Raw genomic sequence first — 22,383 nt, forward strand, 5'->3', positions numbered from 1 at the left:
CAATGAGCCTTATCCGGCTGCACGACGTCAACGTACGTTTCGACAATACGCAGATCCTGCGTGAGGCGTTTTTTCGCCTTGAGCCGGGGGACAGGGTCGGCCTGATCGGCAAGAACGGCTCCGGGAAGACGACCATCCTGAAGTTGGCCCTCGACCAGGTGGAGCCGGACACCGGAACCGTGACCGTGGACCCCGGGACCAAGGTGGGGTATTTCTCCCAGTTCTCCGAGTTGAACGGCCAGACGAGCATCCTCGAGGTGCTCGACGGGTTGTTCGTCGAGATCAAGGCCATCGAGGCCGAACTGGCTGCCATCGACGGCTCCATCGCCGAAGACCCTGCCGGCGCGGAACTGGACCGGTTGATTAGCCGCCAGGCGGAGCTGTTCGAGGCCATGGACCGCCTCGACGGCTGGGACTATGGCCGGCGCATCGACACCGTCCTGACCACGCTGGGATTCAATGAAGCCCACCGAGTCTGCGCAATCGATGAGCTCTCCGGCGGCTGGCGCAACCGCGCTGCCCTGGCCAAGATCCTGCTGGAGGGCCCCGAGGTGCTGCTGCTCGATGAACCCACCAACTATCTCGACGTGGCCGGCGTCGAGTGGCTCGAGGGCTGGTTCCGGGACTTCCGCGGGGCGGCGATCATCGTTTCGCACGACCGGAAGTTCCTCGACGCCGTCGTCACGCGGATCATTGAGGTGGAAAACTTCCATCTGCACGAGTACCCCGGCAATTTTGCCGAATACGTGGTGCAGAAGCAGTTCCGCCTCAAGACGCTTGAGGCCCAGTTCGTGCACGAGTCGGAGCTGCTGGCGTTCGAGGCTGAGGGCATCGCGGACCGCCGCGAAGCTGCGAAGGCCGCCAGCCGCGGACTGGGGAACCAGCTGGCCAAGATCAAGAAGTCCCGCACGCCCCGGCCCGTGGACCAGATCGTCACGGAGATCTACGGTGGCCTGCATGTGAAGGATGTCCTCTGCCGGGTCGAAGGGTTGGGCAAGTCCTACGGCGACCACGTGTTGTTCGAGGACCTGAGCTTTGAGATCCGCCGCGGCAACAGGATCGTGGTTCTGGGCTCCAACGGCAGCGGCAAGTCCACGCTGCTGAAAGTCCTGACCGGCGAGGAGCAGGCGGATTCCGGTGAGGTGGTCTGGGCCAAGGGGCCCGGCTTTGTCTCGTACAACCAGATGCTTGAGGACCTCGACGACGCCGACACCGTGTCCCACGCAGTCAACGCGCTGCCGGACAGCCTGGCCTTCAGCGCCACGAAGAAGTCCGTCAACAGGTTCCTCGCGATGTTCCAGTTCTCCGAGGCTGACCTCAAACAGAAGATCGGGAACCTCTCTGGCGGCCAGAAGGCGCGCGTCGCCATGGCGCAGTGCCTGCTCTCGGGCGCCTCCGTGCTGCTTCTGGACGAGCCGACCAACCACCTGGACATGTCCAGCACCCAGGTGATGGAACGGGCGCTGCTGCATTTCCCGGGAGCCGTGGTGGTGGTCAGCCACGACCGTTTCTTCACCGAGAAGATCGCCAACCGGCATCTCGTGTTCGGCAGTGACGGCGCCCAGCCCGGCGAAATCGATGTGCGCGCCGCTTAGGCCAGGCCCTTGAAGTGCCGGCCGCCGTGGCGTAGAAGAGACTAAGGCGCGCAACGGAGCCGCCGTGCCAAGCTCGCAAACCCCGGGGGAGAACCGCCATGGTCCAGACAGTCCAGTCCGCTGACGGAAGCACGATTGCCTACGAGCGAGCGGGGACCGGCCCGGTGCTCATCCTGGTGGGCGGGGCGCTGAACAACCGGCACTCGGCCGCCAATCTGGTGCCCCTGCTGGCGGAATCGTTCACGGTCGTGAGCTACGATCGTCGCGGGCGAGGGGACAGCACCAGCACCCCGCCTTACGCCGTCGACCGGGAAATCGACGACCTTCGCGCGCTCGCTGCCGCAGCCGACGGACCCGTCCATCTGTACGGGCACTCCTCGGGAGGGATTCTGTCCCTCGAGGCGGCTGCGGCAGGTGTCCCGGTCGGGAAGATCGCCGTTTACGAACCGCCTTACCTCACCGGCGGCGGCGATGATTGGCAGGTTTTCGTGGAGAAAGTAGGTGCCCTGGCGGACGGGGGCAACGGGGGCAAGGCTGTCGAGGAGTTCATCCGGCACACTGGCTCCGACTTTGACCCCGGGATGGCCCAGGCGCCCTGGTGGCCGGCATTGGTGGCACTGGCGCCCACGCTGCCCTACGACCTGACGCTCGCGGCCGACGGCGCGGTGCCCGCGGACCGGTTTGCAGGTATCTCCGCTCCCGTCCTCGCCCTGTATGGCGGCGCCAGCGCCGCGTGGGCGGCCGCCTCAGCCACCGCGGTGGCTGCTGCCGTCCAGGACGGACGGAAGGGCGTCGTTGCAGGCCAGGATCACGCCGTGGCGCCCGACGCCGTCGCCCCGGTTCTGCTGGACTTCTTCCGCTGACCCCTCTCGAAGTCCGCGAACAAGGCAGGCGTCCCGCCGGCTGCGCTTCGCCGGGGACCGGCGTCGCAGGCGGCGTCCGGGACCGCGGACGAGGCGCGGGCGGCGGATTCGCGGGATAATGAAGCATGACAGAACAGGATCAGGACCGGGATCCCTGGGAGGAGTTCGACAGGCTCAAGCCGGCCGGACCGGACCGCGTCGCCGGATTCCCGGGCGGGGAGCCCCAGGGCTTCGGCTTCCGCACGGGTGTGCGCAGCGCGCGGGTAGCCTTTGGGTTCGCCGTCTATGCCCTCGTCCTCGGGACCGTTCTGGTACTGGTCGGGGCCGTTGCCTTCATCGGCAACGGCCAGTGGGTGTGGCTCGGACTCATGGTACTGATCGAGGCAGTCTTTGTCCTGGCGTTCACCCGGCTGGTGTCCCTGGCGCGCAACAGGCGGTCCTCCCGCTGATTCGACGCCCGACTGACGGCCAAACCGGCAACCACTCCCCGCCGGTCCTGCGGGATCAGCTGCGCCCGCCCGGCTACCTCCCGTGCCGCGACGTCACGGCCAGGTATGCTCCGAGCGCCCCCACCCCGCCGATCCCCGCCGTGAACAGGGCCTTGGGCCAGTTCCGCCACCGGTCCGGTTGCACGGAGACGAGCTCCCCGATCGCGTTGATCAAGGCGGCCGTAATGAGTCCTGCCACGATCCTGTTCCCGGCCTTCTCGGCTTTGGCCATGAGCCGGTCCAGCTCGTCGGCCCGGAAGTGGACGTCGAATCCGCCGCGCTCCAGAACGTCCAGCACGCGGCGAAGCACGTCGGGTGCGTCCGTCCCGAACCTCAGGGCCTCCCAGCCCAGCTTCTTCAGCCTGTCCGCCAGGGCCTCGGGGGAGAGGAAACCGATGATGAGCCTGCGCGTGAACGGTGCCAGCTGCGCCGTGAGCTCGAACCCGGGGTCCAGCTGCTTGCCCAGGCCATCCGCCATGACCAGCATCTTGACCATCAGGGCCGTCTCGCGCGGCAGCCGGAGCCGGTGGGAACGCAGCAGGGCTGCCACCTCGGCGATGACGGGGACGATCGGCACCTCGGTCAGCGGCCGGCCGGCGTAGCGTTCCACCAGCCGCCCCAGCCCTGCCTGCAGACCGGCGGAGTCCGCGGCCGCCGTCGAGCCGCACATCTGCACCATGGCCGCAGCGAGCCTGCCGGCGTCCTGTTCCACGACGGCCATAAGCACACGGACCAGCTGCCCGCGCAGCACGTCGCTGATGCGGCCGACCATGCCGAAGTCGATGATGCCCAGCCGGCCGTCCGCTTCCACGAAGAAATTCCCCGGGTGGGGGTCGGCATGGAAGAAGCCGTCCTCGAAGACCATCTTCAACAGGACATCGCAGGCTTCCACGGCCAGTTCGCCGGCGTCGATCCCGGCCCGCCGGAGGGCTTCGACATCGTTGATCTTGGCGCCCCGGATACGTTCGAGGGTGAGGACCCGGGACGTGGTGGTGTCCCAGAAAACCCGGGGAATGTGGACACGGACGTCGCCGGCGAAGTTCGCGGCGAAGCGTTCCGCGTTGCGGGCCTCCTGCAGGTAGTCCAGTTCCGCGCGCATCGTCTGTGAGAACTCGTCCACCAGGGCGACGGCGTGCAGGCCGGCCACCGTTGCCGAAGCCTGCTCCGCCCGCTTGGCGAGCTCCGCCATGATCTCCAGGTCCTCATTGACCTGCGCGACGACTCCGGGACGGCGGACTTTGACCACGACGTCCGATGGCCCGCCGGCGCCGGGATCCAGCCGCCCGGCGTGGACCTGGCCGATGGAGCCGGTGGCGAGCGGGGCGTCGTCGAGGGCGGCCAGCAAACGGGACGCCGCGGTGCCGAGCTCCTCGCTGATGACCGCCCGGATTTCGGCCACGGACACCGGCGGTGACCCATCCTGGAGCTTAGCCAACTCGGTGGCGTACCCCGGCGGGAGGACATCCGTGCGCGTGGACACGATCTGTCCGAACTTGACGTAGACGGCGCCGAGATCCTCCAAGGCCATCCGGACGCGCACCGGCAGCGCCGCGCCGCGGGGCGCCGACGGCCCGCCCTCGGCGCCCATGAGCCGGTCCAGCCCCAGATACCCGAGCGCGAAGCCCAGCCCGTGCCGTGTCAGGGTCTCCACGATGTCCCGGAACCGGTCCCGTCTCGCACTCATGACGCCAGACTACACGGACGGATTTGCGGATTTGTGGCTCCCTGTACGGGCCGGCGGTACGGGCAGCCGACAGGGCAGACGACGGGGGCCGGCGGCACCGGCCGCGCCGCTAGAGCCAGCCCTTCTTCTTGAAAATGCCGTACATCAGCGCCGCCGTGGCCGCCATGATGCCGATTGCCATCGGGTAGCCGAATGACCAGTGCAGCTCGGGCATCCGGTCAAAATTCATGCCGTAGACGCCGGCAACGAACGAGGGCGCAAAAAAGATGGCGGCCCAGGAAGAGATCTTCTTGACCTGCTCGTTCTGTTCCGCACTGGCCTCATTCTGGCGGTTGGCCGTCAGCGTCCCGTCCAGTGTGAGGGCGTTCTGCAGGAGCGCGCGGAACGAATCGGCGCGCGAGATCAGCCGCTCCACGTGGTCTTCGACGTCACGGAGATTGTGCTGCAGTTCCGTGTCAACATCGTATTTCTCGAAGCCCGACCGGAGCCGCTGCATCATGGCCGGGAGCGGGTGGATGGCGCGCTGGAACTGGATGACCTCCCTGGCGAGCTCATAGATCCGCCGCGAGACCTTCGGGTCGCCGCTGAAGAGCTGGTCCTCGATCTCGTCGATGTCATTCTCCAGCCCGGCGACCACGGGGCCGTAGTCATCCACGACCTGGTCCATGAGCGCGTACAGGACCGCCTCCGGGCCGTGGCACAGGAGGTCCGGGCGGCGTTCGAGCCGACGCCGCACCTGGCCGACGACGGCCGTCTCGGCGTGGCGGACGGTCACCACGAAGTTCCTGCCCGTGAAGACGTGCAGTTCGCCGAACTCCACCGTCTCCGACTCGTCCAGGTACCTGGCGGGCCGCAGCACGGTGAACAGGTTGTCGTCGTACCGTTCCAGCTTGGGGCGCTGGTGCGCCGAGATCGCGTCTTCGACGGCAAGTCCATGCAGGCCGAATTCCGCCGCGACGGCGGCCATTTCGGGTTCCGTGGGCCGGTAGAGCCCGATCCAGGCCATCCCGCCGTGCTTGGTGAGGGTTTCGAATGTCTGCTCGAGGCTTTGCGGTTCGGCGCTGCGGATGCCGTCAACGTAGACGGCGTTGTCGATGATAGTCACCGGGCAATTATCCCGTCCCCGCAAGCGGTTCGGCGCAAGCGGGGCCGGGACCTGCCGGGAGGGCTGTGCCGGACACCGCCCGGCGTGAGCGGCGACGGGCCCTCACCGCGACCGGCCGGGGGTCAGGGCGCTGCCCTGGGCAAGGCGGCCGATAAGTGGCTCCGTGCGGTACTGGATATGCGTATGGAGGGCCAGGACGGTCTCCGTGCGGATCACGCCCTTGATCCGGAGAATGGACCGCAGGGCCGCCTGGAGGTTGTGCGTGTCCGTCGCCACCACGCGGCACCAGACATCGCCGCGTCCGGAAATCTCGTGCACCTCCAGGACCTGGGCGATCAGGCGCAGGGCGCCCACGACCCCGTCGAGTTCCCGGTGGTTCACCTCGATCGTCACGAACGCGACGACGTCGTAGCCCACCGCCTCGAGATCGATTTCCCGCCCGCCGTCGTGCAGCAGGCCCGAACGCAGCATGCGCCGGACCCGCGACTGCGCGGTGTTCCGCGCGATGCCAAGGGCGTCGCTCAGCTCGCCGATCTGGATCCGGGGATCCCGGATCAGTTCCAGCAGAATCTTCAGGTCTGTGGGGTCCAGACTGTTCAAATCGTCACTCCGGTTCACATCGACAGTCTGAGATTGACTGTTTTGACCAATTTTCGCACAAAATTTCGCCCCACAGATCAGTTCTGTTCCATTCTGTAGGTATCAATATATTCGACCGGGCCGTCCGTTCCCCCACCACCGGGAACATGTGCGGCCCGATTTCATGCAAGGGCACGGCAATGACTGTCTTCAGCGAGCTTCGCATGCGCCCGGCCACAGCTGAACGCTGGGGCTGGGATGCATCCACCACCGCGCGCCTGGTCATGGCCGGCGTCGTGATCTTCACGCTGCTGGTCGGCGCCAACCTCGCGACGCCGCTATACCCGCTGCTGCAGGCCAAACTCGGTATCACGCCGCTGGATGTCACGGTCGCGTTCTCGGCGTATGTCCTCGCGCTCGTGGCCACCCTTGTCCTGGCCGGACACTGGTCGGACCACATCGGACGCCGGGCGGCACTTGTCCTGGCAGTACTGGTGGGGCTGGCGGGCGGCTTCGTCTTCGCAACTGCGGACAGCCTGCTGGCGCTCTCGACCGGCCGGGCCCTGCAGGGGATCGCCGTGGCGCTCGCAACCGGGGCAAGCTCTGCTGCGTTGCGTGAACTCCTGCCGAGCCGGCCGGAATGGGCCTCGCGGTTCACGCTCCTCGCCTCGGCCGGCGGGGTGGCTGCCGGACCCGCCATCGGAGGAGTGCTGTCGCTCCTGCCGGGCCCCACGTCCACGCCGTACTACCTGCACTCCTTCGTCCTCGCCGCTGTGCTCGTGCCGCTCTACGTGCTCAAGGCCCGGCCCGCCATCAGCCTGCACGCCGGTCCGCAGCCGCTGCGGGTCCTGGCGCCGCGCCGGCCGTCGATTTCGCGTGAGGCGCGGGGTGCCTTTTGGCTGGCCTCGGCGGTGGGGTTCCTGAGCTTCACCGTCTTCGGCTTCTGCCTGTCCCTGGCGCCCGGCTATTTCGCCCAGATCGTTCATGCCGATTCGCGGCCGCTGATCGGCCTGCTTGCCGGGTTGACGCTGGGGTCCTCGGCGCTGAGCCAGTTGCTCGCCGTGCGGGGACACTTCGTGGTGCCGGCCGGGCTGGCCGTGCTGGGCGTGTCCGTGCTGCTCATCGCCGCGGCCGCCGCCTGGAGCAGCCCGTGGCTGCTGATCCTGGCCAGTATCGCCGCAGGTGTGGGGCAGGGCGTGTCCTTCCGGACCGTCTTCAACGACGTTGCTGGAAAGGTCGAAGCCGCACGCCATGCCCAGATCATTAGCACCGTCTACGTCATCACGTACCTCGGCAGCGCGTTGCCGGTGATCGGCCTCGGGTTCGCGACGGGGATCTTGGGCCTGCAAACGGCGGTGGCCGGCTTCGTCGTGCTGTGCGCTGCCGCGGCGCTCACGCTCGCCGGCGTGACACTCCGCTCGGCCCTGCGGAACCGGGCCTGACGCAAGGCGGACGCTGCCAGTTGGCGGCGCTGCCGCCCGGCCGGGGCGGCCTTAGTCCGGCAGCGGGCCCTGGTTACCCTGGATGTGGTCGAACACGAGCGTCGTTTCCGTGTGGCCCACCACGGGGTCGGTGGCCAGGTTGTCAAGCACCCAGTCGCGCAGGTCCTCGGTCGTGGCCACGGCGATGTGCAGCAGGTAATCCACGGAGCCGGAGGTATGGAAGGTTGACAGCACCGCAGGGAGATTCGGGACCCTGGAGGTGAAGCGGTCGATCTGCTCGCGGTCGTGGGCGCGGAGCCGGACGGCGATGAGGGCCTGGACCGAGCGTCCGATGGCGGACAGGCTGAGCTTGGCTTCGAAACCCTGGATGATTCCCCGCTCCGAGAGCGCCCGGGTGCGCATCAGGGCCGTTGACGGGGCGATCCCCACGAGTTCTGCCAGTTGCTTGTTGGAGATCCGGGCATCCGCCACGAGGGCCGCCAGCAGTCGCTCGTCGATCGCGTCCAGCGGCTCGCCGGCACCCGCTACCGGCCGAATATTCTTCGCACTGCTGCTCACGGTTCCTCCTCGAAGTGTTCTCTATTCATCATAAGCGCCAAATTCCGGCGGTTCCATTCATAAGCCCTGTAAAACTCCGAATTATTGCCAGATACTGGCGGCATTCAATGGCGAATAATTCATAAGGAGCAAGGTGCTTTCTCAAGACTCGCTGGCCGTCCACGCCGGCCGGAACGGCCTCACCGAACTGGGCGTGCACGCCGTGCCCATCGATCTCTCCACCACGGCGCCCCTTCCCTCGGTGCACGACGGCGGTCTCGCCTACGAGCACATGGCCACCGGCGGTACCCATATGGAGGGCCAGAGCACGGTCTACCAGCGCCTGTGGAACCCCACCGTCGCCCGCTTTGAGGAGGGCGTCGCAGTCCTCGAAGGCACTCCCGAGGCCGTTGCGTTTGCCACCGGGATGGCGGCGCTGAGCGCGGTCCTGCTCGCCGTCGTGGCTGCCGGCAAGAAACACGTCGTGGCGGTGCGACCGCTCTACGGCGGCAGCGACTACCTCCTCGCCTCGGGGGTCCTGGGCAATGAGGTGACCTACACGACGCCGGAAGGGGTCCGCGCCGCCCTCCGGCCGGACACCGGACTGGTGATCCTGGAGACCCCGGCCAACCCCAGCCTGGAGCTCGTGGATATCTCGCGGGTGGTGGCCGCGGCGGACGGCGTGCCGCTCCTGGTGGACAACACCTTTGCCAGCCCGGTGTTGCAGCAGCCCTTCAGGCACGGCGCGGCCATGGTGATGCACAGCGCCACGAAGTTCCTCGGCGGGCACGGGGACGCCATGGGGGGTGTCGTGGCTGCGGCTCCCGAGTGGACCACCCGGCTGCGCCAGATCCGCGCAGTTACCGGAGGGATCCTGACCCCTTGGCCGGCCTACCTCCTGCACCGCGGCCTCGCAACGCTGCCGGTGCGGATGCGTGCCCAGCAGGCAAGCGCCGAGAAGGTCGCGGCGGCCCTGGCGGAGCACGGGCTGGTGAAGCGCGTCTACTACCCGGGCCTGCCGGAGTGCGATCCGCAGGGCCTCATCGGCACGCAGATGTCCGGACCCGGCTCCCTCATGGCGTTCGATCTCGCCACTGCCGAGCACGCGGAGCGGGTTCCGTCCGCGGTCCGCATGATCACGCATGCGGTCTCCCTCGGCGGGATCGACACCCTCATCCAGCATCCGGCCGGTCTCACCCACCGCCCTGTTGCCGCCGAGGCCAAGCCGCACGCCAGTCTGCTGCGTGTCTCGGTGGGCCTGGAGGATGTGGCCGACATCGTGGCTGATATCCTCCAGGCGATCGAGGCCACCGGCTAGCGACCCAGCTGCCTACGTGCGGGCGTCCCCGGACCCGCCGCGCCGGGATGCACGACGGCGGTGATCACCGCCGTCGTGCAGGCCAGCCCAATGACCGTCAGGGCAAGGGCTGACCAGCCGAGCGACTGGAAGACGAGTCCGCCCGCCCAGCCGATGACGCTTGAGCCCAGGTAATAGGCAAGGTTGTAGAGCGAGGCCGCCTGGGCCCGGCCGCTCGTGGCGATCACCGCGGTCCAGCCCGAGCCGATGCTGTGCGCGGCAAAGAAGCCCCCGGTGAACAGCAGCAGGCCCAGCAGGATCAGCGCCAGCAGCTGCGTCAGCGTCAGCGCGAGCCCCGCTACCATGAGCACCGTTCCGGCGACCAGAACGGCGCGCCGGCCGAACCGGAGGGTCAGTCCCGCGGCCCAGCGGGCCGAGACGGTTCCGGAGAGGTAGGCCAGGAAGATCAGGCTGATGGCGGTGGCGGGGAGGCTGAAGGGTTCCCCGGACAGCCGGAAGCCGAGGTAGTTGTAGACGGCCACAAAGCCGCCCATCAGCAGAAACGCCTGGACGTAAAGGGCCAGGAGACGGGGGTTTCGCGTGTGCCCCGCCAGCGTCCGGAGCGCACCGCGGAGTCCGCCGGCTGCCGCTACCGTGAACCCCTGTGCCCGCGGCACGAGGCTCAGGAACAGGACCGCGGCGGCGGTGGCCAGGACGGAGACGGCGAGGGCCGCCGCCCGCCAGCCCCACAATTCGCCGACGGGACCGGCCACGAGGCGCCCGGCGAGGCCGCCCAGGGTGGTGCCTGCGACGTAGCTTCCGGCGGCGAGAGCGGCATGGGCTTTGTTGACCTCCTCGTTGAGGTACGCGATCGCGATGGCCGGGATACCGCCCAGCGCCATCCCCTCGAGCATCCGAAGGCCCAGAAGCACCGGGAAGCTGGCGGCCAGCGGGACGGCCAGCCCCAGGACCGTGGCCGCGGAGATGCCCCACATCATGGCGCGGACCCGGCCAATGCGGTCCGCCAGGAAGGACCAGGGCAGCACCGTCAGCGCCAGGCCCACGGTGGCCAGGGAGATGGTCAGCGCCGCCTCGGCCGCCGTGACCTGCAGGTCAGCGGCCAGTATGGGCAGCACCGCCTGGGTGGAGTAGAGCTGGGCGAAGGTTGCGACGCCGGCGAACGCCAGGCCGGCGAGGATCCTGCGGTACGCCTGTGACCCCTTGGCATGCCCCGCCCAGGCCTCAGGGGTGGCCTTGAAGGTGGGGTTGGCGGCGTGCGGCATGGAAAAGCGTGGCATCACATCAGGGTAGATCGTTGGCGAGGTATGCATCCAATGCATGATTCCCATGGCACCGATGTAAAATGTGGAACAGTAAGATTCGGAACCCTGTATTCCGTACTCCGGGCTCCGGAGCCTGGACTCCGGAACCTTGGACGCCATCAGAACGGACGGTGCCGCAGCCATGGACGTGGAGCACAAACAACTGGTTCAGCTTCTGCCGCTCCTGCCCGTCCTTGCCGAACTCGGCCGCACCCGGCACGTCACCGGAACCGCCGAGGTTCTGGGCCTGCCGCAGTCCACGGTCAGCCGTGCAATTGCGCGTGCCAGCGCAATCGTTGGCACGGAACTGCTCATCCGTGATGGCCGCGGGGTGCGGCTGACTCCCGCGGCGGACGCGCTCCTGCCCCATATTGATGCCGCCCTCGCTGGCTTCCAGGCCGGCCTGGACCTCGTCCGCCACGAGTCCGAAGTGGTGCGCGGCAGGATCGCCGTGTCCTTCCAGCACACATTCGGGGAGGCGACGCTGCCCCTGCTGATCAGCGCCTTCCGGAGCCGGCATCCGCAGACGGCGTTTGATCTCAGCCAGGGCGCCCGGGACGGCTGCCTTGCCGAGCTGGCGGCCGGCGCGGCGGATCTGGCCCTGACGGCACCTGTCGCGGCGCCGAGCCGGACCATCGGCTCGGCTGCCCTGTACAGGGAGCCGCTGCGGCTCGTGGTGCATCACACGCACCCGTTGGCCGGCCGGAAAAGCGCACGCCTGGCGGACATCCGGCAGGACCCGTTCGTGGCCATGGGATCCGGCTACGGCATGCGCTCCCTGACAGATGCGCTGTTCCGGGAATCGGGGTTCCGGCCCCGCATCGCCTTCGAAAGCCAGGACGCGCACACCGTCCGAGGACTCGTCTCGGCGGGGCTGGGGGTCAGCATCCTCCCGCCCGGGGGCCCGGCTCCCGGGCGCGGCCAGCCGGCGCACTCCGCCGCGCAACAGGGCGGGCTGGGCTGGGCTGAAGTGGCACTGGAGTCCGGACTCGCCTTCCGCGAGATCGGCCTCGCCTGGCGCGAACGCCGCGGGGCTGCCGACGCCGAACCAGACGCGGTGCGGCTGTTCCGTGAACTTGTGCTCAGCGAGGGCCCGGCCCTCCTTGCCGGGTCCGTGCGGCAGCGCTCGGGGAACTGAGGGGGCGGGGCCATAAGCCGAGTTCGCCGGAAACCCGCGATTTCGCCGGAGCGTTCCGGCGAAATCGCACGATTCCGGCGAACTCGGCGAACTCGGCGAACTCGGCGAACTCGGCGCGCGAGTGGGCGGTGCGAGTGGGGGAGTGGGGCGCGGCGAGGACGTCAGCCCTCGACGAGGAGCCCGGCCAGGATGTCCGCGACCGGGCCGGAACGCGCCCGCTGCCAGCCCGTTCCCGCCCAGAGGTTCAGCCGCTCCGCATCCCCGGCCGCAGCAGCCGCGGCCCTCAGGGGCGCGGTCAGGTGGTGTACGGCCGGGTAGGCGTCCGGAGCGTCGGGGTGGTCCCGGACGAATTCGTTCTCCAGTGCCCGCGCCTGCCGGCCCGTGAAGGCGCGGGTCAGCCGGGTCCTGGTGAAGTGCGGGCTGGCCAGGGAGTCCTTGTGCAGTTGCCGGGCGCCGCTTTCATCGGCGCGGAGAAACGCCGTGCCCAGCTGGGCGGCCTGGGCGCGGGCCGCCAGCACGGCTTCCATCCCGGCGGCATCCATGATCCCGCCCGCGGCCACAAGAGGGAGCTTGACGGCGGACCGCACCTGCGCGAGCAGCTCCGCCGTCGTGAGGGACTGCGGAGAGCAGTCCGGCGGGCCCGGTTGGAACGCGGCGCTGTGGCCGCCGGCACTTGAGTGCTGGACCACCAGGGCGTCCGCACCCTGTGCGGCGGCCTGCAGGGCTTCTGCCGGGCTGGTAACGGTGGCCAGCACAGACGAGCCAGCACGCTTCAGCGCCCGCACCACGTCCGTGCCCGGGAGGCCGAACGTGAAACTGACCAGTTCCACCGGATCCTCAAGGAGGGCATCGATCTTTCCCTGCCACTCGTCGTCGTCGTCGAACCGCAGTGCCGGAAGTGTCACACCGTACCGCTCGGCGTCAGCGCGCAACTCCGAGCAGTAGGCCTCCAGCCGGGCCCTCACAGCCGGGGACGGCGCCCGCTGTGCCGGGTCCGGGACGAACACGTTCATGCCGAACCGCACCCCGAGGTCCCGGGCGCTGCGGATGTCCGCCTGCATGGCCGGCACGCCCTTGTAACCGGCGGCCAGGAAGCCCAGGCCCCCGGCGGCGTGCACTGCCGCGACGAACCCCGGTGTGGAGGTTCCGCCGGCCATGGGTGCCGCGATGACGCGGGTGCCGAAGAGGGAATGCGACATGGCTCACTCCTAGGTGCGATTCAGTAGGCTTGCCTGGTGACTAATTCTGACATCCCGCCGGCGGCGGAATCCGTTTCCCTTTCCCCACAGCTGGCCGGAGGTACGCCCGGGTCGGTGATCGGCCTCGATATCGGCGGCACCAAGACCCGCGGGGTCCGGTTCGAAGGCGGCATAGCCGTGGCCGATGAATCGGTCGGCAGCTCGAACGTCCAGAACGTCAGCCGGGAGGAAGCGGCACGCAACCTCGCTGAGCTGTTCGCCAGGATCGGCGGCGGCGATGTGGCCCAGGTGTACGCGGGAGCCGGCGGAATCGATACCGACGAGGACGCCGCCGCGCTCGCAGCGCTGATCGCACCGCACGTGCCCGGCGCCAGGATCACTGTGGTCCACGACTCCCGCCTCCTGCTGGCAGCCGGCGGTGCCAGCACCGGCGTCGCCGTGATCGGCGGCACGGGCTCGGCCGCCTGGGGCCGGAACAGCCGCGGCGAAGAGGCCCGCGCCGGCGGCTGGGGCTACCTCCTGGGCGACGAAGGCAGCGGGTACTGGCTGGGCCGGGAGGCGGTCCGCCACAGCCTGCGCCGGATGAACCAGGGGCTGGAACCGGACGAACTCACGACGGCGCTGATGGCCTCGTGCGGGGTGGATGACCCCAACAAGCTGATCGCGCTCTTCCACTCAGCCGACACCGGGAGGCGCTATTGGGCCGAGCGGGCCCGTCTCGTGGTCGATGCCGCCAACGCCGGCCACGCGGCGAGCAGGGTCCTCGTGGACCAGGCCGGCCAGGATCTCGCAGCCCTGGCAGTGCAAGCGGTCCGAAAGCTCGGGATCGACGGCCCGGTGATCCTGGGCGGCGGACTGGGCATGAACGTTCCCCGCCTGCAGGAATCCTTCCGCTCCGGCCTGGCCGCGGCGGGGATCACCGACGTCCGCGTCCTGGAACAGGACCCTGTTTTCGGTGTGCTCCAGCTCGTGGCCGAGCAGGGCTGAGCACGCCCCTCGCCTGCGGGCCGCCCGGCCCCCGCTGGCCCGCGGACCGGGGTTGAACCAGTCAGTACCGGCTCAGTACCGGCGGCGCGGTTTCAGCGGGACGCCGGGCAGGGGCGGGGCCGGGATGCGGCCGGCCTCGGCGCCTGCGTCCGGGCCGTGCCCGGGGACGAGACCGAACCGCGACCGGGAAGCCGCGGCGTCGGACAGCGCCGCCTGGGCCTCCCAGTCCAGGCGGGACTGCTCCACCTCGGCGTGCGTGCGGCCCACGAAGTTCCACCACATGAGCAGTTCTTCCTCGAAGGGCTCGCCGCCCAGCAGGACGAACCGGGTGCCTGGCGCGGCCGCCAGGTCCAGCGTGGCCCGGCCGGAGCCGAGGTAGCCCAAGGGGCCCGGCGGAACCGCCTGGCCGTCCAGGGTCAGGCCGCCGTCGAGGACCAGCACGGCGTGCTCGAAGCCGGGGTTCAACGGCAGCGTGACGTCGCCGCTGCAGCTGACGTCGGCCCCGACGATGGGGGAGTACGTTGTCGCCGGCGAGCTGGTCCCGCCGAGACTGCCCACCATCACGGTGGCCGTGAATCCTGGCCCGCTGAGCTGTGGGAGGTCCCGGTGCTGTTCGAAGGCCGGAGCCCGGTGCCGCTCCGCGTCCGGCAGCGCCACCCACAACTGGAGCCCGCGCTGCAGGGGAAGGTCCGGGGCGGACGCCGGTCCGCCGCCGGACTGTCCGGGAAGCACCGCGAATTCCGAGTGGGAGACCCCGCGGCCGGCGGTCATGATGTTCAGCTCTCCGGGGCGGACAATGACGTCGCTTCCCACACTGTCGCGGTGCCGAACAGTGCCCAGAAGCGGCCACGTGACGGTCTGCAGGCCGGTGTGGGGATGCGGCAGGACCGACATGGCCACGCGGTCGGGACCGAAGCTGTCGAGGAAGCACCAGGCGCCCACGGTGGGCAGTCCGCGCTGCGGCAGCGTCCGGGACACGGTCATGGCCCGGACGCCGCCGAGGGGCACCTCCCGGGCGGGCCACAACTGCAGGCACGGGCCGGCCCCTTCGGCGGGGGAGGGCGGGCAGACTTCTTCCATCGGGCGGACTTCGAGGTTGGTCACAGTGAAACTCTAAGACGGAACGGTGCGCTTCGGGAGTGCGGGGTCCACGAGGGGATTCCGGGGCCGGACGCGCACTGGTCCCGCGCCGCCGCTTTCACGCCGCTACGCTGGACCGATGAGCTTGAACTTCGATACCCGCCCGGCTGCCTACGCCGTCATCATCCGTGAGGGGAACATCCTCCTCGCGTACTGGAAGCAGGGCGGCCGCGAAGGCTGGACCCTGCCCGGCGGAGGCCTGGACCTGGCCGAGCACCCCGTGGACGGCTGCCGCCGCGAGATCTACGAGGAGACCGGCTACCACGCGGAGATCGGCGCCCTGCTGGGGATCGACGTCGGGCACTGGCCCGCGGAGATCCGGATCGACGGCGGGGAACGTGACTTCCAGTCGCTGCGACTTGTCTATGAGGCGCGGATCACCGGCGGGGAGCTGCGCCACGAGGTAAACGGCAGCACCACCCACGCGGCCTGGATCCCCCTGGACGAGGTGGCGCAGCTGAACTGTGTATCGCTTGTGGCCGCGGGCCTCCGGCTCTACCGCGAACGGCCGGTGGACGGAAAACTTTCCTGAACCAGCCACGCGACCGCCGCCGCGCGCGCCGCGGCCATGACGCCGCCATGGGGCGGGCCCATGACCGCGAAAGGCGCCAGTTCGTGCGGTGGCGGGTTCTTCCGGTGCGGCACCCATCCAAAATCGTTGTGCTTCCGAAGCCTTACGGTAGCCGCGGTGCCGCTGACATTCTCCGGGGTGCTGGCTACGCTGGGTTCTACCTGCTTTACAGCCAAAAATCAACGCGCATATGATCAGTTGGCTGGACCGCCCGATGTTGCCCCAACAGTTAGGTAAGACCGGAAATGGCCGAAGCCATGATCGAGTTCCAGAACGTCACCAAGCAGTACCAGGGCGGGCAGCCTGCCGTTGACAGCCTGAGCATGTCCATCGACAAAGGTGCCATCACGGTCTTCGTCGGACCGTCGGGCTGCGGAAAGACCACCTCTTTGCGGATGATCAACCGCATGGTCGAGCCGACGTCCGGGACCATAACCGTCGACGGAGCGGACGTCACGTCCGTGCCGGCGGCGAAATTGCGACGGTCCATGGGATACGTCATGCAGTCCTCCGGGCTGATGCCGCACCGTTCCGTGCTCGACAACATCGCCACCGTGCCGCGGCTCAACGGTGTCTCCAAAACCGACGCCCGGCGGCGTGCGCAGGAGCTGCTCGACGTCGTCGGACTGGCCTCCTCACTTGGCAAGCGGTACCCGTCCCAGCTCTCCGGCGGCCAGCAGCAGCGCGTTGGCGTGGCGCGGGCGCTCGCCGCAGATCCGCCAGTGCTCCTCATGGACGAGCCCTTCAGCGCCGTGGATCCGGTGGTCCGCGACGAACTCCAGAAGGAGCTCCTCCGCCTCCAGCGTGATCTGGCCAAGACCATCGTCTTCGTCACCCATGACATCGACGAGGCGACCGTCCTCGGCGACAAGGTGGCCGTCTTCGGTGCCGGCGGGAACCTGGCGCAGTACGCCGCGCCGGAGGAGATACTGCGCGCCCCGGCGAACGACTTCGTGGCATCCTTCGTGGGCCGGGACCGCGGGTTCCGGCACCTGGCTTTCAGCCCCTCCGACGGCGTCACCATCCACCCGGTCCACACCCTCACCAGCGACGAACTCCGCCAAGACGCCGGCTCCTCCGACGACTGGCGGCTGGTGGTCGACGGCGGGCTGCGCCCCCTCGGCTGGGCCGGCCCCGGCAAGGACTCCTCGATGGTTCCGGGAGGCTCCTTGTTCCGCAAGGGCGAGACGCTCCGCAGGGCCCTGGACGCGGCGCTGTCCTCCCCGTCGGGCCTGGGCGTCGCCGTCGACGCGGACGATAGGGTGGCCGGCGTCATCACAGCCGCCGAAGTGCTGGCCGTCATCGAGTCGGACCGCCGCATCCGGCAAGGCGCGCTCTGATGGAGTGGTTCCTGGCCAACAGCGGGCAGGTCTTCACGCTTGCCGGCCAGCACCTCGTCCTGGCCATCGTCCCGATGGTCCTGGGGCTGCTGATCGCCATCCCGCTGGCGCAGTTCGCGCGGCAGAACCGGGCCCTGCGTTCGGTCGTGCTGACGGCCTCATCGCTGCTCTACACGATCCCTTCCCTGGCGCTCTTCATCATCCTGCCCACGATCATCGGAACCCGGATCCTGGACCCTGCCAACGTGGTGGTGGCGCTCACCATCTACGCGGTCGCACTGCTGGTCCGGGCGGCCCTGGACGCCTTTGATTCCGTCGACGAGGACCTCCGCCAGGCCGCCGTCGCCATGGGATTCAAGCCCGTGGCACGCTTCCTGCAGATCGACCTTCCGCTGTGCCTGCCGGTGATGTTTGCCGGGCTGCGGGTGGTCTCGGTCAGCAACATCTCGCTCGTGAGCGTCGCGGCGCTGCTCGGAATCGGAAACCTCGGGATGCTGTTCACCTCCGGCCTCCAACGCGACTTCGTCACCGAAGTCGTGGTCGGCATCATCGCCATCCTGGTCCTCGCCCTCCTGATGGACGCGGTCCTGGTGCTGGTGGAGCGCGTGCTGACGCCCTGGACCCGGGCGGCGGCACCCACGGCCGCACACCCGGCCGCTCCCGCGCAGACGACCGGTCCTGGCGGGGCGCCCCACCGTCTCCCGGAGACGGCCGGAACCCGAGGGGACGCATTATGAGCAACGTCGTTACGGACACGTTCGACTGGCTCGCCAACCCGGTCCACTGGTCCGGCATCACCGGGATCCCGGTACGGCTGGCCGAGCACCTGCAGTACACCGGCCTCGTCATGCTGATCGCCACCGCCATCGCCGTTCCGATCGGCCTGTACGTCGGCCACACCGGGCGCGGACGGGTGGCCGTCGTGGCCCTCGCCGGCGCCCTCCGTGCCCTGCCCACCCTCGGCCTGCTCACCCTATTCGTCCTGCTGGCAGGCATCGGGCTGATGCCCCCGGTGTGGGCCCTCGTGATCCTCACCGTGCCGCCCCTGCTGGCAGGCACCTACGCCGGCATTTCCAGCGTGGACCGCAACGTGGTGGACGCCGCCCGGGCCATGGGCATGACGGAGCTGCAGGTGCTCTTCCGGGCCGAATTTCCGAACGCGCTGCCGGTGATGTTCGGGGGATTCCGGACCGGAGTGCTCCAGGTGATCGCCACCGTCTCCGTCGTGGCGTACATCAACCTGGGCGGCCTGGGCCGCTACTTGTTCGACGGCCTCGTCCTCTCGGACTTCCCCCAGATGCTGGGAGGATCGATCCTCATCGCTGGGCTCGCCATCGCCGTCGACCTCGTCCTTGCCCTTTTCCAGAGGCTGTTCCTCTCACGGGGAGCATCTTCCCAGCCAAACCGGAGCCAGCAGGCTGCGGTTGATCTCACAGACCCCGTTACCGCGGGGGCTGTTGTTCAAGGAGGTACGTCATGAAGGAACCCCGCCAACGAGTCCTCGGCAGGCGCGCATTCGGCGGCCTGGCCGCCGGAGTAGGCCTGGCCGTGGCCCTGTCCGCCTGCGGAGGCTCGTCCAATCCGCTGAGTTCCGCCCCCGCGTCCGGCGGGTCTACCGCGGGCTCGGGCGGCGCGCTCGTGATCGGGTCCGCCGACTTCCCCGAGAGCCAGATCATGGCCGAGGTCTACGCCGGCGCCCTGAATGCCGCCGGCGTCACCGCAACCACCAAGCCGAACATCGGGTCGCGCGAGGTCTATTTCAAGGCCGTGCAGGACGGGTCCGTCGACGTCGTCCCCGACTACAGCGGCAACCTGCTGCTCTACGTAAACAAGGACGCCACGGAGGTCGCGGCCGATGACATCGTCAAGGCACTCCCCGGCAAGCTTCCCGACGGGCTGGCCGTGCTGGATGCGTCCAAGGCCGAGGACAAGGACGCGATGGTCGTCACCAAGGCCACCGCTGAGAAGTACAAGCTGAAGTCCATCGAGGACATGGCCAAGGTCTGCGGCGATCTGGTGGTCGGCGCCCCGGCAACCTTCGGCGAGCGGGCCTACGGACTGCCCGGCCTGAAAAAGAACTACAACTGCGAGCCCAAGAAACTTGAGCCGTTCAGCGACGGCGGCGGCGCCGTCACGCTCAAGGCCCTCCTTTCGGACCAGGTCCAGGTGGCGGATATCTACACCACCACGCCGTCCATCCCGGACAACGACCTCGTGGTGCTGGAGGATCCGAAGAACAACTTCATCGCCCAGCAGGTCCTGCCGCTGTACAACAAGGCCAAGATGACGGACGCGGCGAAGGGAGCCATCAATGCCGTGTCCAACATCCTGACCACCGACGACCTCATCAACCTGAACCGGGCCGTCAGCGGAAGCCAGAAGCAGAACCCGAAGGACGCCGCGGCCGCGTGGCTCAAGGACAAGGGACTGGTTAAGTAGGACCTCCCTGACGGGCTCTCCTTGACAACGACGGCCTGACAACGACGGCTTAACCACGACGGCGGCTGCCGGACTCCTTCTGTATGCAGGGGGAGCGCCGGCAGCCGCCGTTGCTGTCTCCGCAGGCGCTGTTCCCGCGCGTGACAGCCGAAACGCCTGTGAGTCATGTCTCAGCGGAAGTACATCCTCCATATGGCATATTTGATGAATGGCAGAATACAAGCAGTCCACCAAGCTTCATAATGTCCTTTACGACATCCGTGGACCGATTCTTCAGGCCGCCCAGCAGATGGAGGCGGAGGGTCACCGGATCCTTAAACTGAACATCGGAAACCCGGCCCCGTTCGGGTTTGAAGCACCGGACGCGATCCTGGTGGATATGATCCGCCACCTGCCGCACGCCCAGGGCTACAGCGACTCGCGCGGCATTTTCTCCGCCCGCACCGCCGTTTCGCAGTACTACCAGACCCGCGGTATCCAGAACATCCACGTGGACGACATCTATCTCGGCAACGGCGTCAGCGAACTGATCACGATGTCGCTCATGGCGCTGCTCGACGACGGCGATGAGGTCCTCATCCCCACGCCGGACTATCCCTTGTGGACAGCCTCGGTCGCTTTGGCCAGCGGCAAGCCCGTGCACTACCTCTGCGACGAGGAGTCCGGCTGGCAGCCGGATCTCGAGGACATGGAAGCCAAGATCACCCCGCGCACCAAGGGGATTGTGGTGATCAATCCCAACAACCCCACGGGCGCGGTGTATCCGGAGGCAACGCTCAAGAAGATCGTCGCCCTGGCCGAGAAGCACGGCCTGGTGCTCTTCGCCGACGAGATCTACGAAAAGATCCTCTACGAGGACGCGGTCCACGTGAACATGGCCTCCCTCACCGGTGACGACGTGCTGTGCCTGACCTTCAGCGGGCTGTCCAAGGCGTACCGCGTGTGCGGTTACCGGGCGGGCTGGATGGCCATTTCGGGTCCGAAAAAGGACGCCGCGGACTACCTCGAGGGCATCAACCTGCTCGCGAACATGCGCCTGTGCGCCAACGTGCCGGCGCAGCACGCCATCCAGACGGCACTCGGCGGCTACCAGAGCATCAACGACCTGATCCTCCCGGGCGGACGCCTGCTCGAACAGCGCAACAAGGCCTACGACATGCTCAACGCCATTCCGGGCGTAAGCACGCAGCAGGCCAGGGGCGCCATGTACCTCTTCCCGAAGCTTGACCCCGAGGTCTACCACATCCGCGACGACGAGAAATTCGTGCTTGATCTGCTGCGCGAGCAGAAGATCCTGGTCTCGCATGGCCGCGCCTTCAACTGGGTCCGGCCGGACCATTTCCGGATGGTCACCCTGCCGCTCGTGAAGGACCTTGAAGAGGCGATTAACCGCATGGCGGACTTCCTGAGCCGGTACAAGGGGAACTAGCCTGAGGGCAGCAGCGCAGCACGGGCGAATGTCCCCGGCAGAGGCTGCCCGAACGGGAAAGAGGCCCTCCATGGCAGACGCTGTGAACTTCGACAAGCACCCCTCCGAAACCCTCCTGGCCGGAAAGGGATTCAAGCTCAAGGACTGCGATCCGGATTCCACCCCCGGCTACCCCGGGGACAAGCAGGACGGCGAGATGCTGCTGGAAGAACTGGACGGCAAGCTCGCCCAGCTCCAGGAGCAGCTTTTCGCGGAGTCCCGGTTCGGCGGCACCAAGCGTATCCTGCTGGTCCTGCAGGCCATGGACACCGCCGGCAAGGGCGGCATCGTCACGCACGTCATGGGTGCCATGAATCCGCACGGTGTCCAGCTGAAGTCCTTCAAAGCGCCCACTGCCGAGGAAAAGTCCTACGACTTCCTTTGGCGGATCGAAAAGGAAGTGCCCGCGGCCGGTATGGTCGGGGTCTTTGACCGTTCCCACTATGAGGACGTCCTGATCCACCGGGTGCACCGCTGGGCCAATCCCGAAGAGCTTGAGCGCCGCTACCGGGCCATTAACGAATTTGAAGCCCGGCAGAGCTCCGCCGGTACCAAGATCGTCAAAGTCATGCTCCATATCAGCCGCGACGAGCAGAAGGAACGGCTCCTGGCCCGGCTGGATGACCCGGCCAAAATCTGGAAGTACAGCAGCACGGATCTGAAGGAGCGGGCCTTCTGGAGCGACTACATGGACGCGTACCAGAAGGCGTTCGAGAAGACGGGCACCGAGGTCGCCCCGTGGCACGTAGTGCCGGCCAACAAGAAGTGGTTCGCCCGGATCGCCGTCCAGCAGCTGCTGCTGGACGCGCTGGAGGGGCTCAAGCTGCAGTGGCCCGTTCCGGAGCTCGACGTCGGCTTGGAACGGGACCTGGTCGACCGCTCCTGACCGGCTGCCGCTAGTTTTCTTGTGCGGCCTGGTCGCGGGCGGCAGCGAGGCGCTTGCGGGCGCCTTCGAGCCATTGTTCGCAGCGCTTGGCCAGCGCCTCACCGCGCTCCCACAGGGCAAGCGATTCCTCAAGGCTCGCTCCGCCGGCCTCGAGTTTGCCGACCACGCCGATGAGTTGCTCGCGGGCGTCCTCGTAGCTCAGTCCGTCGATGTCGGCGTTCGGATGTGTCTCTGCAGGCATGTGGTGCTCCTTGGCTGTGTCCCGGAGGACCTGGGGTCCTTCGGTGGTGATCTGTGGTGGTG

General features: G+C 68.1%; 22 protein-coding genes. 14 read left to right on the top strand and 8 right to left on the bottom strand.

Annotated elements, in window-relative coordinates; translation table 11 throughout:
• Positions 1-2: 2 nt before the first annotated feature.
• The 3 genes from AC1DES_RS02645 to AC1DES_RS02655 all read left to right on the top strand — a co-directional run bounded on the left by AC1DES_RS02645 (position 3) and on the right by AC1DES_RS02655 (position 2,907).
• Entirely contained in the window at positions 3-1,595 is a 1,593-nt protein-coding gene (locus AC1DES_RS02645) for an ABC-F family ATP-binding cassette domain-containing protein (RefSeq protein WP_476894106.1), read from the top strand.
• 98 nt (positions 1,596-1,693) lie between these two features.
• Positions 1,694-2,458 (top strand): alpha/beta fold hydrolase, encoded by a 765-nt coding sequence (locus tag AC1DES_RS02650; RefSeq protein WP_476894107.1) that lies wholly within the window; start codon positions 1,694-1,696, stop codon positions 2,456-2,458.
• A 125-nt stretch (positions 2,459-2,583) separates the two neighbouring features.
• Entirely contained in the window at positions 2,584-2,907 is a 324-nt protein-coding gene (locus AC1DES_RS02655) for a hypothetical protein (protein WP_476894108.1), read from the top strand.
• A gap of 73 nt (positions 2,908-2,980) precedes the next feature.
• Here the strand turns inward: AC1DES_RS02655 and AC1DES_RS02660 are convergent, their stop codons facing one another.
• The 3 genes from AC1DES_RS02660 to AC1DES_RS02670 all read right to left on the bottom strand — a co-directional run bounded on the left by AC1DES_RS02660 (position 2,981) and on the right by AC1DES_RS02670 (position 6,335).
• Complete coding sequence (locus tag AC1DES_RS02660) at positions 2,981-4,630, bottom strand: ABC1 kinase family protein (RefSeq protein ID WP_476894109.1); 1,650 nt, start codon at positions 4,628-4,630, stop codon at positions 2,981-2,983.
• A 109-nt stretch (positions 4,631-4,739) separates the two neighbouring features.
• On the bottom strand, positions 4,740-5,735 hold the full coding sequence (corA, locus tag AC1DES_RS02665) for a magnesium/cobalt transporter CorA (protein WP_476894110.1): 996 nt from the start codon (positions 5,733-5,735) through the stop codon (positions 4,740-4,742).
• Positions 5,736-5,837: 102 nt separating this feature from the next.
• Positions 5,838-6,335, bottom strand: a complete 498-nt coding sequence (locus AC1DES_RS02670; protein ID WP_476894221.1) for an Lrp/AsnC family transcriptional regulator — start codon at positions 6,333-6,335, stop codon at positions 5,838-5,840.
• Positions 6,336-6,514: 179 nt separating this feature from the next.
• Here AC1DES_RS02670 and AC1DES_RS02675 point away from each other — a divergent pair, with 179 nt between their 5' ends.
• Positions 6,515-7,756, top strand: a complete 1,242-nt coding sequence (locus tag AC1DES_RS02675; RefSeq protein ID WP_476894111.1) for an MFS transporter — start codon at positions 6,515-6,517, stop codon at positions 7,754-7,756.
• A 51-nt stretch (positions 7,757-7,807) separates the two neighbouring features.
• Here AC1DES_RS02675 and AC1DES_RS02680 read toward each other — a convergent pair whose 3' ends face one another.
• On the bottom strand, positions 7,808-8,314 hold the full coding sequence (locus tag AC1DES_RS02680) for an Lrp/AsnC family transcriptional regulator (protein ID WP_476894112.1): 507 nt from the start codon (positions 8,312-8,314) through the stop codon (positions 7,808-7,810).
• 133 nt (positions 8,315-8,447) lie between these two features.
• Between AC1DES_RS02680 and AC1DES_RS02685 the strand changes: the two genes are divergently transcribed.
• Positions 8,448-9,611, top strand: coding sequence for a trans-sulfuration enzyme family protein (locus tag AC1DES_RS02685; RefSeq protein WP_476894113.1), 1,164 nt, complete (start codon positions 8,448-8,450; stop codon positions 9,609-9,611).
• Here AC1DES_RS02685 and AC1DES_RS02690 read toward each other — a convergent pair.
• On the bottom strand, positions 9,608-10,888 hold the full coding sequence (locus AC1DES_RS02690) for an MFS transporter (RefSeq protein WP_476894222.1): 1,281 nt from the start codon (positions 10,886-10,888) through the stop codon (positions 9,608-9,610). The genes AC1DES_RS02685 and AC1DES_RS02690 overlap by 4 nt on opposite strands.
• Before the next feature lie 166 nt (positions 10,889-11,054).
• On the opposite strand from AC1DES_RS02690, the gene AC1DES_RS02695 reads away from it, so the two are divergent.
• Positions 11,055-12,050: a LysR family transcriptional regulator gene (locus tag AC1DES_RS02695; RefSeq protein ID WP_476894223.1), complete on the top strand. Its 996-nt coding sequence runs from the start codon at positions 11,055-11,057 to the stop codon at positions 12,048-12,050.
• Between the two features lie 161 nt (positions 12,051-12,211).
• Here the strand turns inward: AC1DES_RS02695 and AC1DES_RS02700 are convergent, their stop codons facing one another.
• On the bottom strand, positions 12,212-13,249 hold the full coding sequence (locus AC1DES_RS02700) for a nitronate monooxygenase (protein WP_476894114.1): 1,038 nt from the start codon (positions 13,247-13,249) through the stop codon (positions 12,212-12,214).
• 90 nt (positions 13,250-13,339) lie between these two features.
• Between AC1DES_RS02700 and AC1DES_RS02705 the strand changes: the two genes are divergently transcribed.
• Positions 13,340-14,236: an N-acetylglucosamine kinase gene (locus AC1DES_RS02705; RefSeq protein ID WP_476894224.1), complete on the top strand. Its 897-nt coding sequence runs from the start codon at positions 13,340-13,342 to the stop codon at positions 14,234-14,236.
• A 72-nt stretch (positions 14,237-14,308) separates the two neighbouring features.
• Here AC1DES_RS02705 and AC1DES_RS02710 read toward each other — a convergent pair whose 3' ends face one another.
• Positions 14,309-15,340, bottom strand: coding sequence for a pirin family protein (locus AC1DES_RS02710; protein ID WP_476894115.1), 1,032 nt, complete (start codon positions 15,338-15,340; stop codon positions 14,309-14,311).
• A gap of 115 nt (positions 15,341-15,455) precedes the next feature.
• On the opposite strand from AC1DES_RS02710, the gene AC1DES_RS02715 reads away from it, so the two are divergent.
• The 7 genes from AC1DES_RS02715 to AC1DES_RS02745 all read left to right on the top strand — a co-directional run bounded on the left by AC1DES_RS02715 (position 15,456) and on the right by AC1DES_RS02745 (position 22,080).
• A complete protein-coding gene (locus tag AC1DES_RS02715) occupies positions 15,456-15,908 on the top strand; it encodes an NUDIX hydrolase (protein ID WP_476894116.1) in 453 nt (150 codons plus the stop codon).
• Between the two features lie 284 nt (positions 15,909-16,192).
• Positions 16,193-17,287, top strand: a complete 1,095-nt coding sequence (locus AC1DES_RS02720) for an ABC transporter ATP-binding protein (protein ID WP_476894117.1) — start codon at positions 16,193-16,195, stop codon at positions 17,285-17,287.
• Positions 17,287-18,024 carry an ABC transporter permease gene (locus AC1DES_RS02725; RefSeq protein WP_476894118.1) on the top strand — a complete coding sequence of 246 codons (738 nt, stop codon included), beginning with the start codon at positions 17,287-17,289 and terminating at the stop codon, positions 18,022-18,024. Before AC1DES_RS02720 ends, AC1DES_RS02725 begins: the two co-directional genes overlap by 1 nt.
• Positions 18,021-18,767, top strand: a complete 747-nt coding sequence (locus AC1DES_RS02730) for an ABC transporter permease (RefSeq protein ID WP_476894119.1) — start codon at positions 18,021-18,023, stop codon at positions 18,765-18,767. The genes AC1DES_RS02725 and AC1DES_RS02730 overlap by 4 nt, the downstream gene beginning before the upstream one ends.
• Positions 18,764-19,726 (top strand): ABC transporter substrate-binding protein, encoded by a 963-nt coding sequence (locus AC1DES_RS02735; protein ID WP_476894120.1) that lies wholly within the window; start codon positions 18,764-18,766, stop codon positions 19,724-19,726. The genes AC1DES_RS02730 and AC1DES_RS02735 overlap by 4 nt, the downstream gene beginning before the upstream one ends.
• A gap of 208 nt (positions 19,727-19,934) precedes the next feature.
• A complete protein-coding gene (locus AC1DES_RS02740) occupies positions 19,935-21,155 on the top strand; it encodes a pyridoxal phosphate-dependent aminotransferase (protein WP_476894121.1) in 1,221 nt (406 codons plus the stop codon).
• A 70-nt stretch (positions 21,156-21,225) separates the two neighbouring features.
• Positions 21,226-22,080 carry a polyphosphate kinase 2 family protein gene (locus tag AC1DES_RS02745; protein ID WP_476894122.1) on the top strand — a complete coding sequence of 285 codons (855 nt, stop codon included), beginning with the start codon at positions 21,226-21,228 and terminating at the stop codon, positions 22,078-22,080.
• Positions 22,081-22,090: 10 nt separating this feature from the next.
• Here AC1DES_RS02745 and AC1DES_RS02750 read toward each other — a convergent pair whose 3' ends face one another.
• Complete coding sequence (locus AC1DES_RS02750) at positions 22,091-22,321, bottom strand: exodeoxyribonuclease VII small subunit (RefSeq protein WP_476894123.1); 231 nt, start codon at positions 22,319-22,321, stop codon at positions 22,091-22,093.
• Between the last annotated feature and the right edge of the window lie 62 nt (positions 22,322-22,383).

The sequence above is a fragment of the Arthrobacter sp. 05T442 genome (assembly GCF_056395945.1).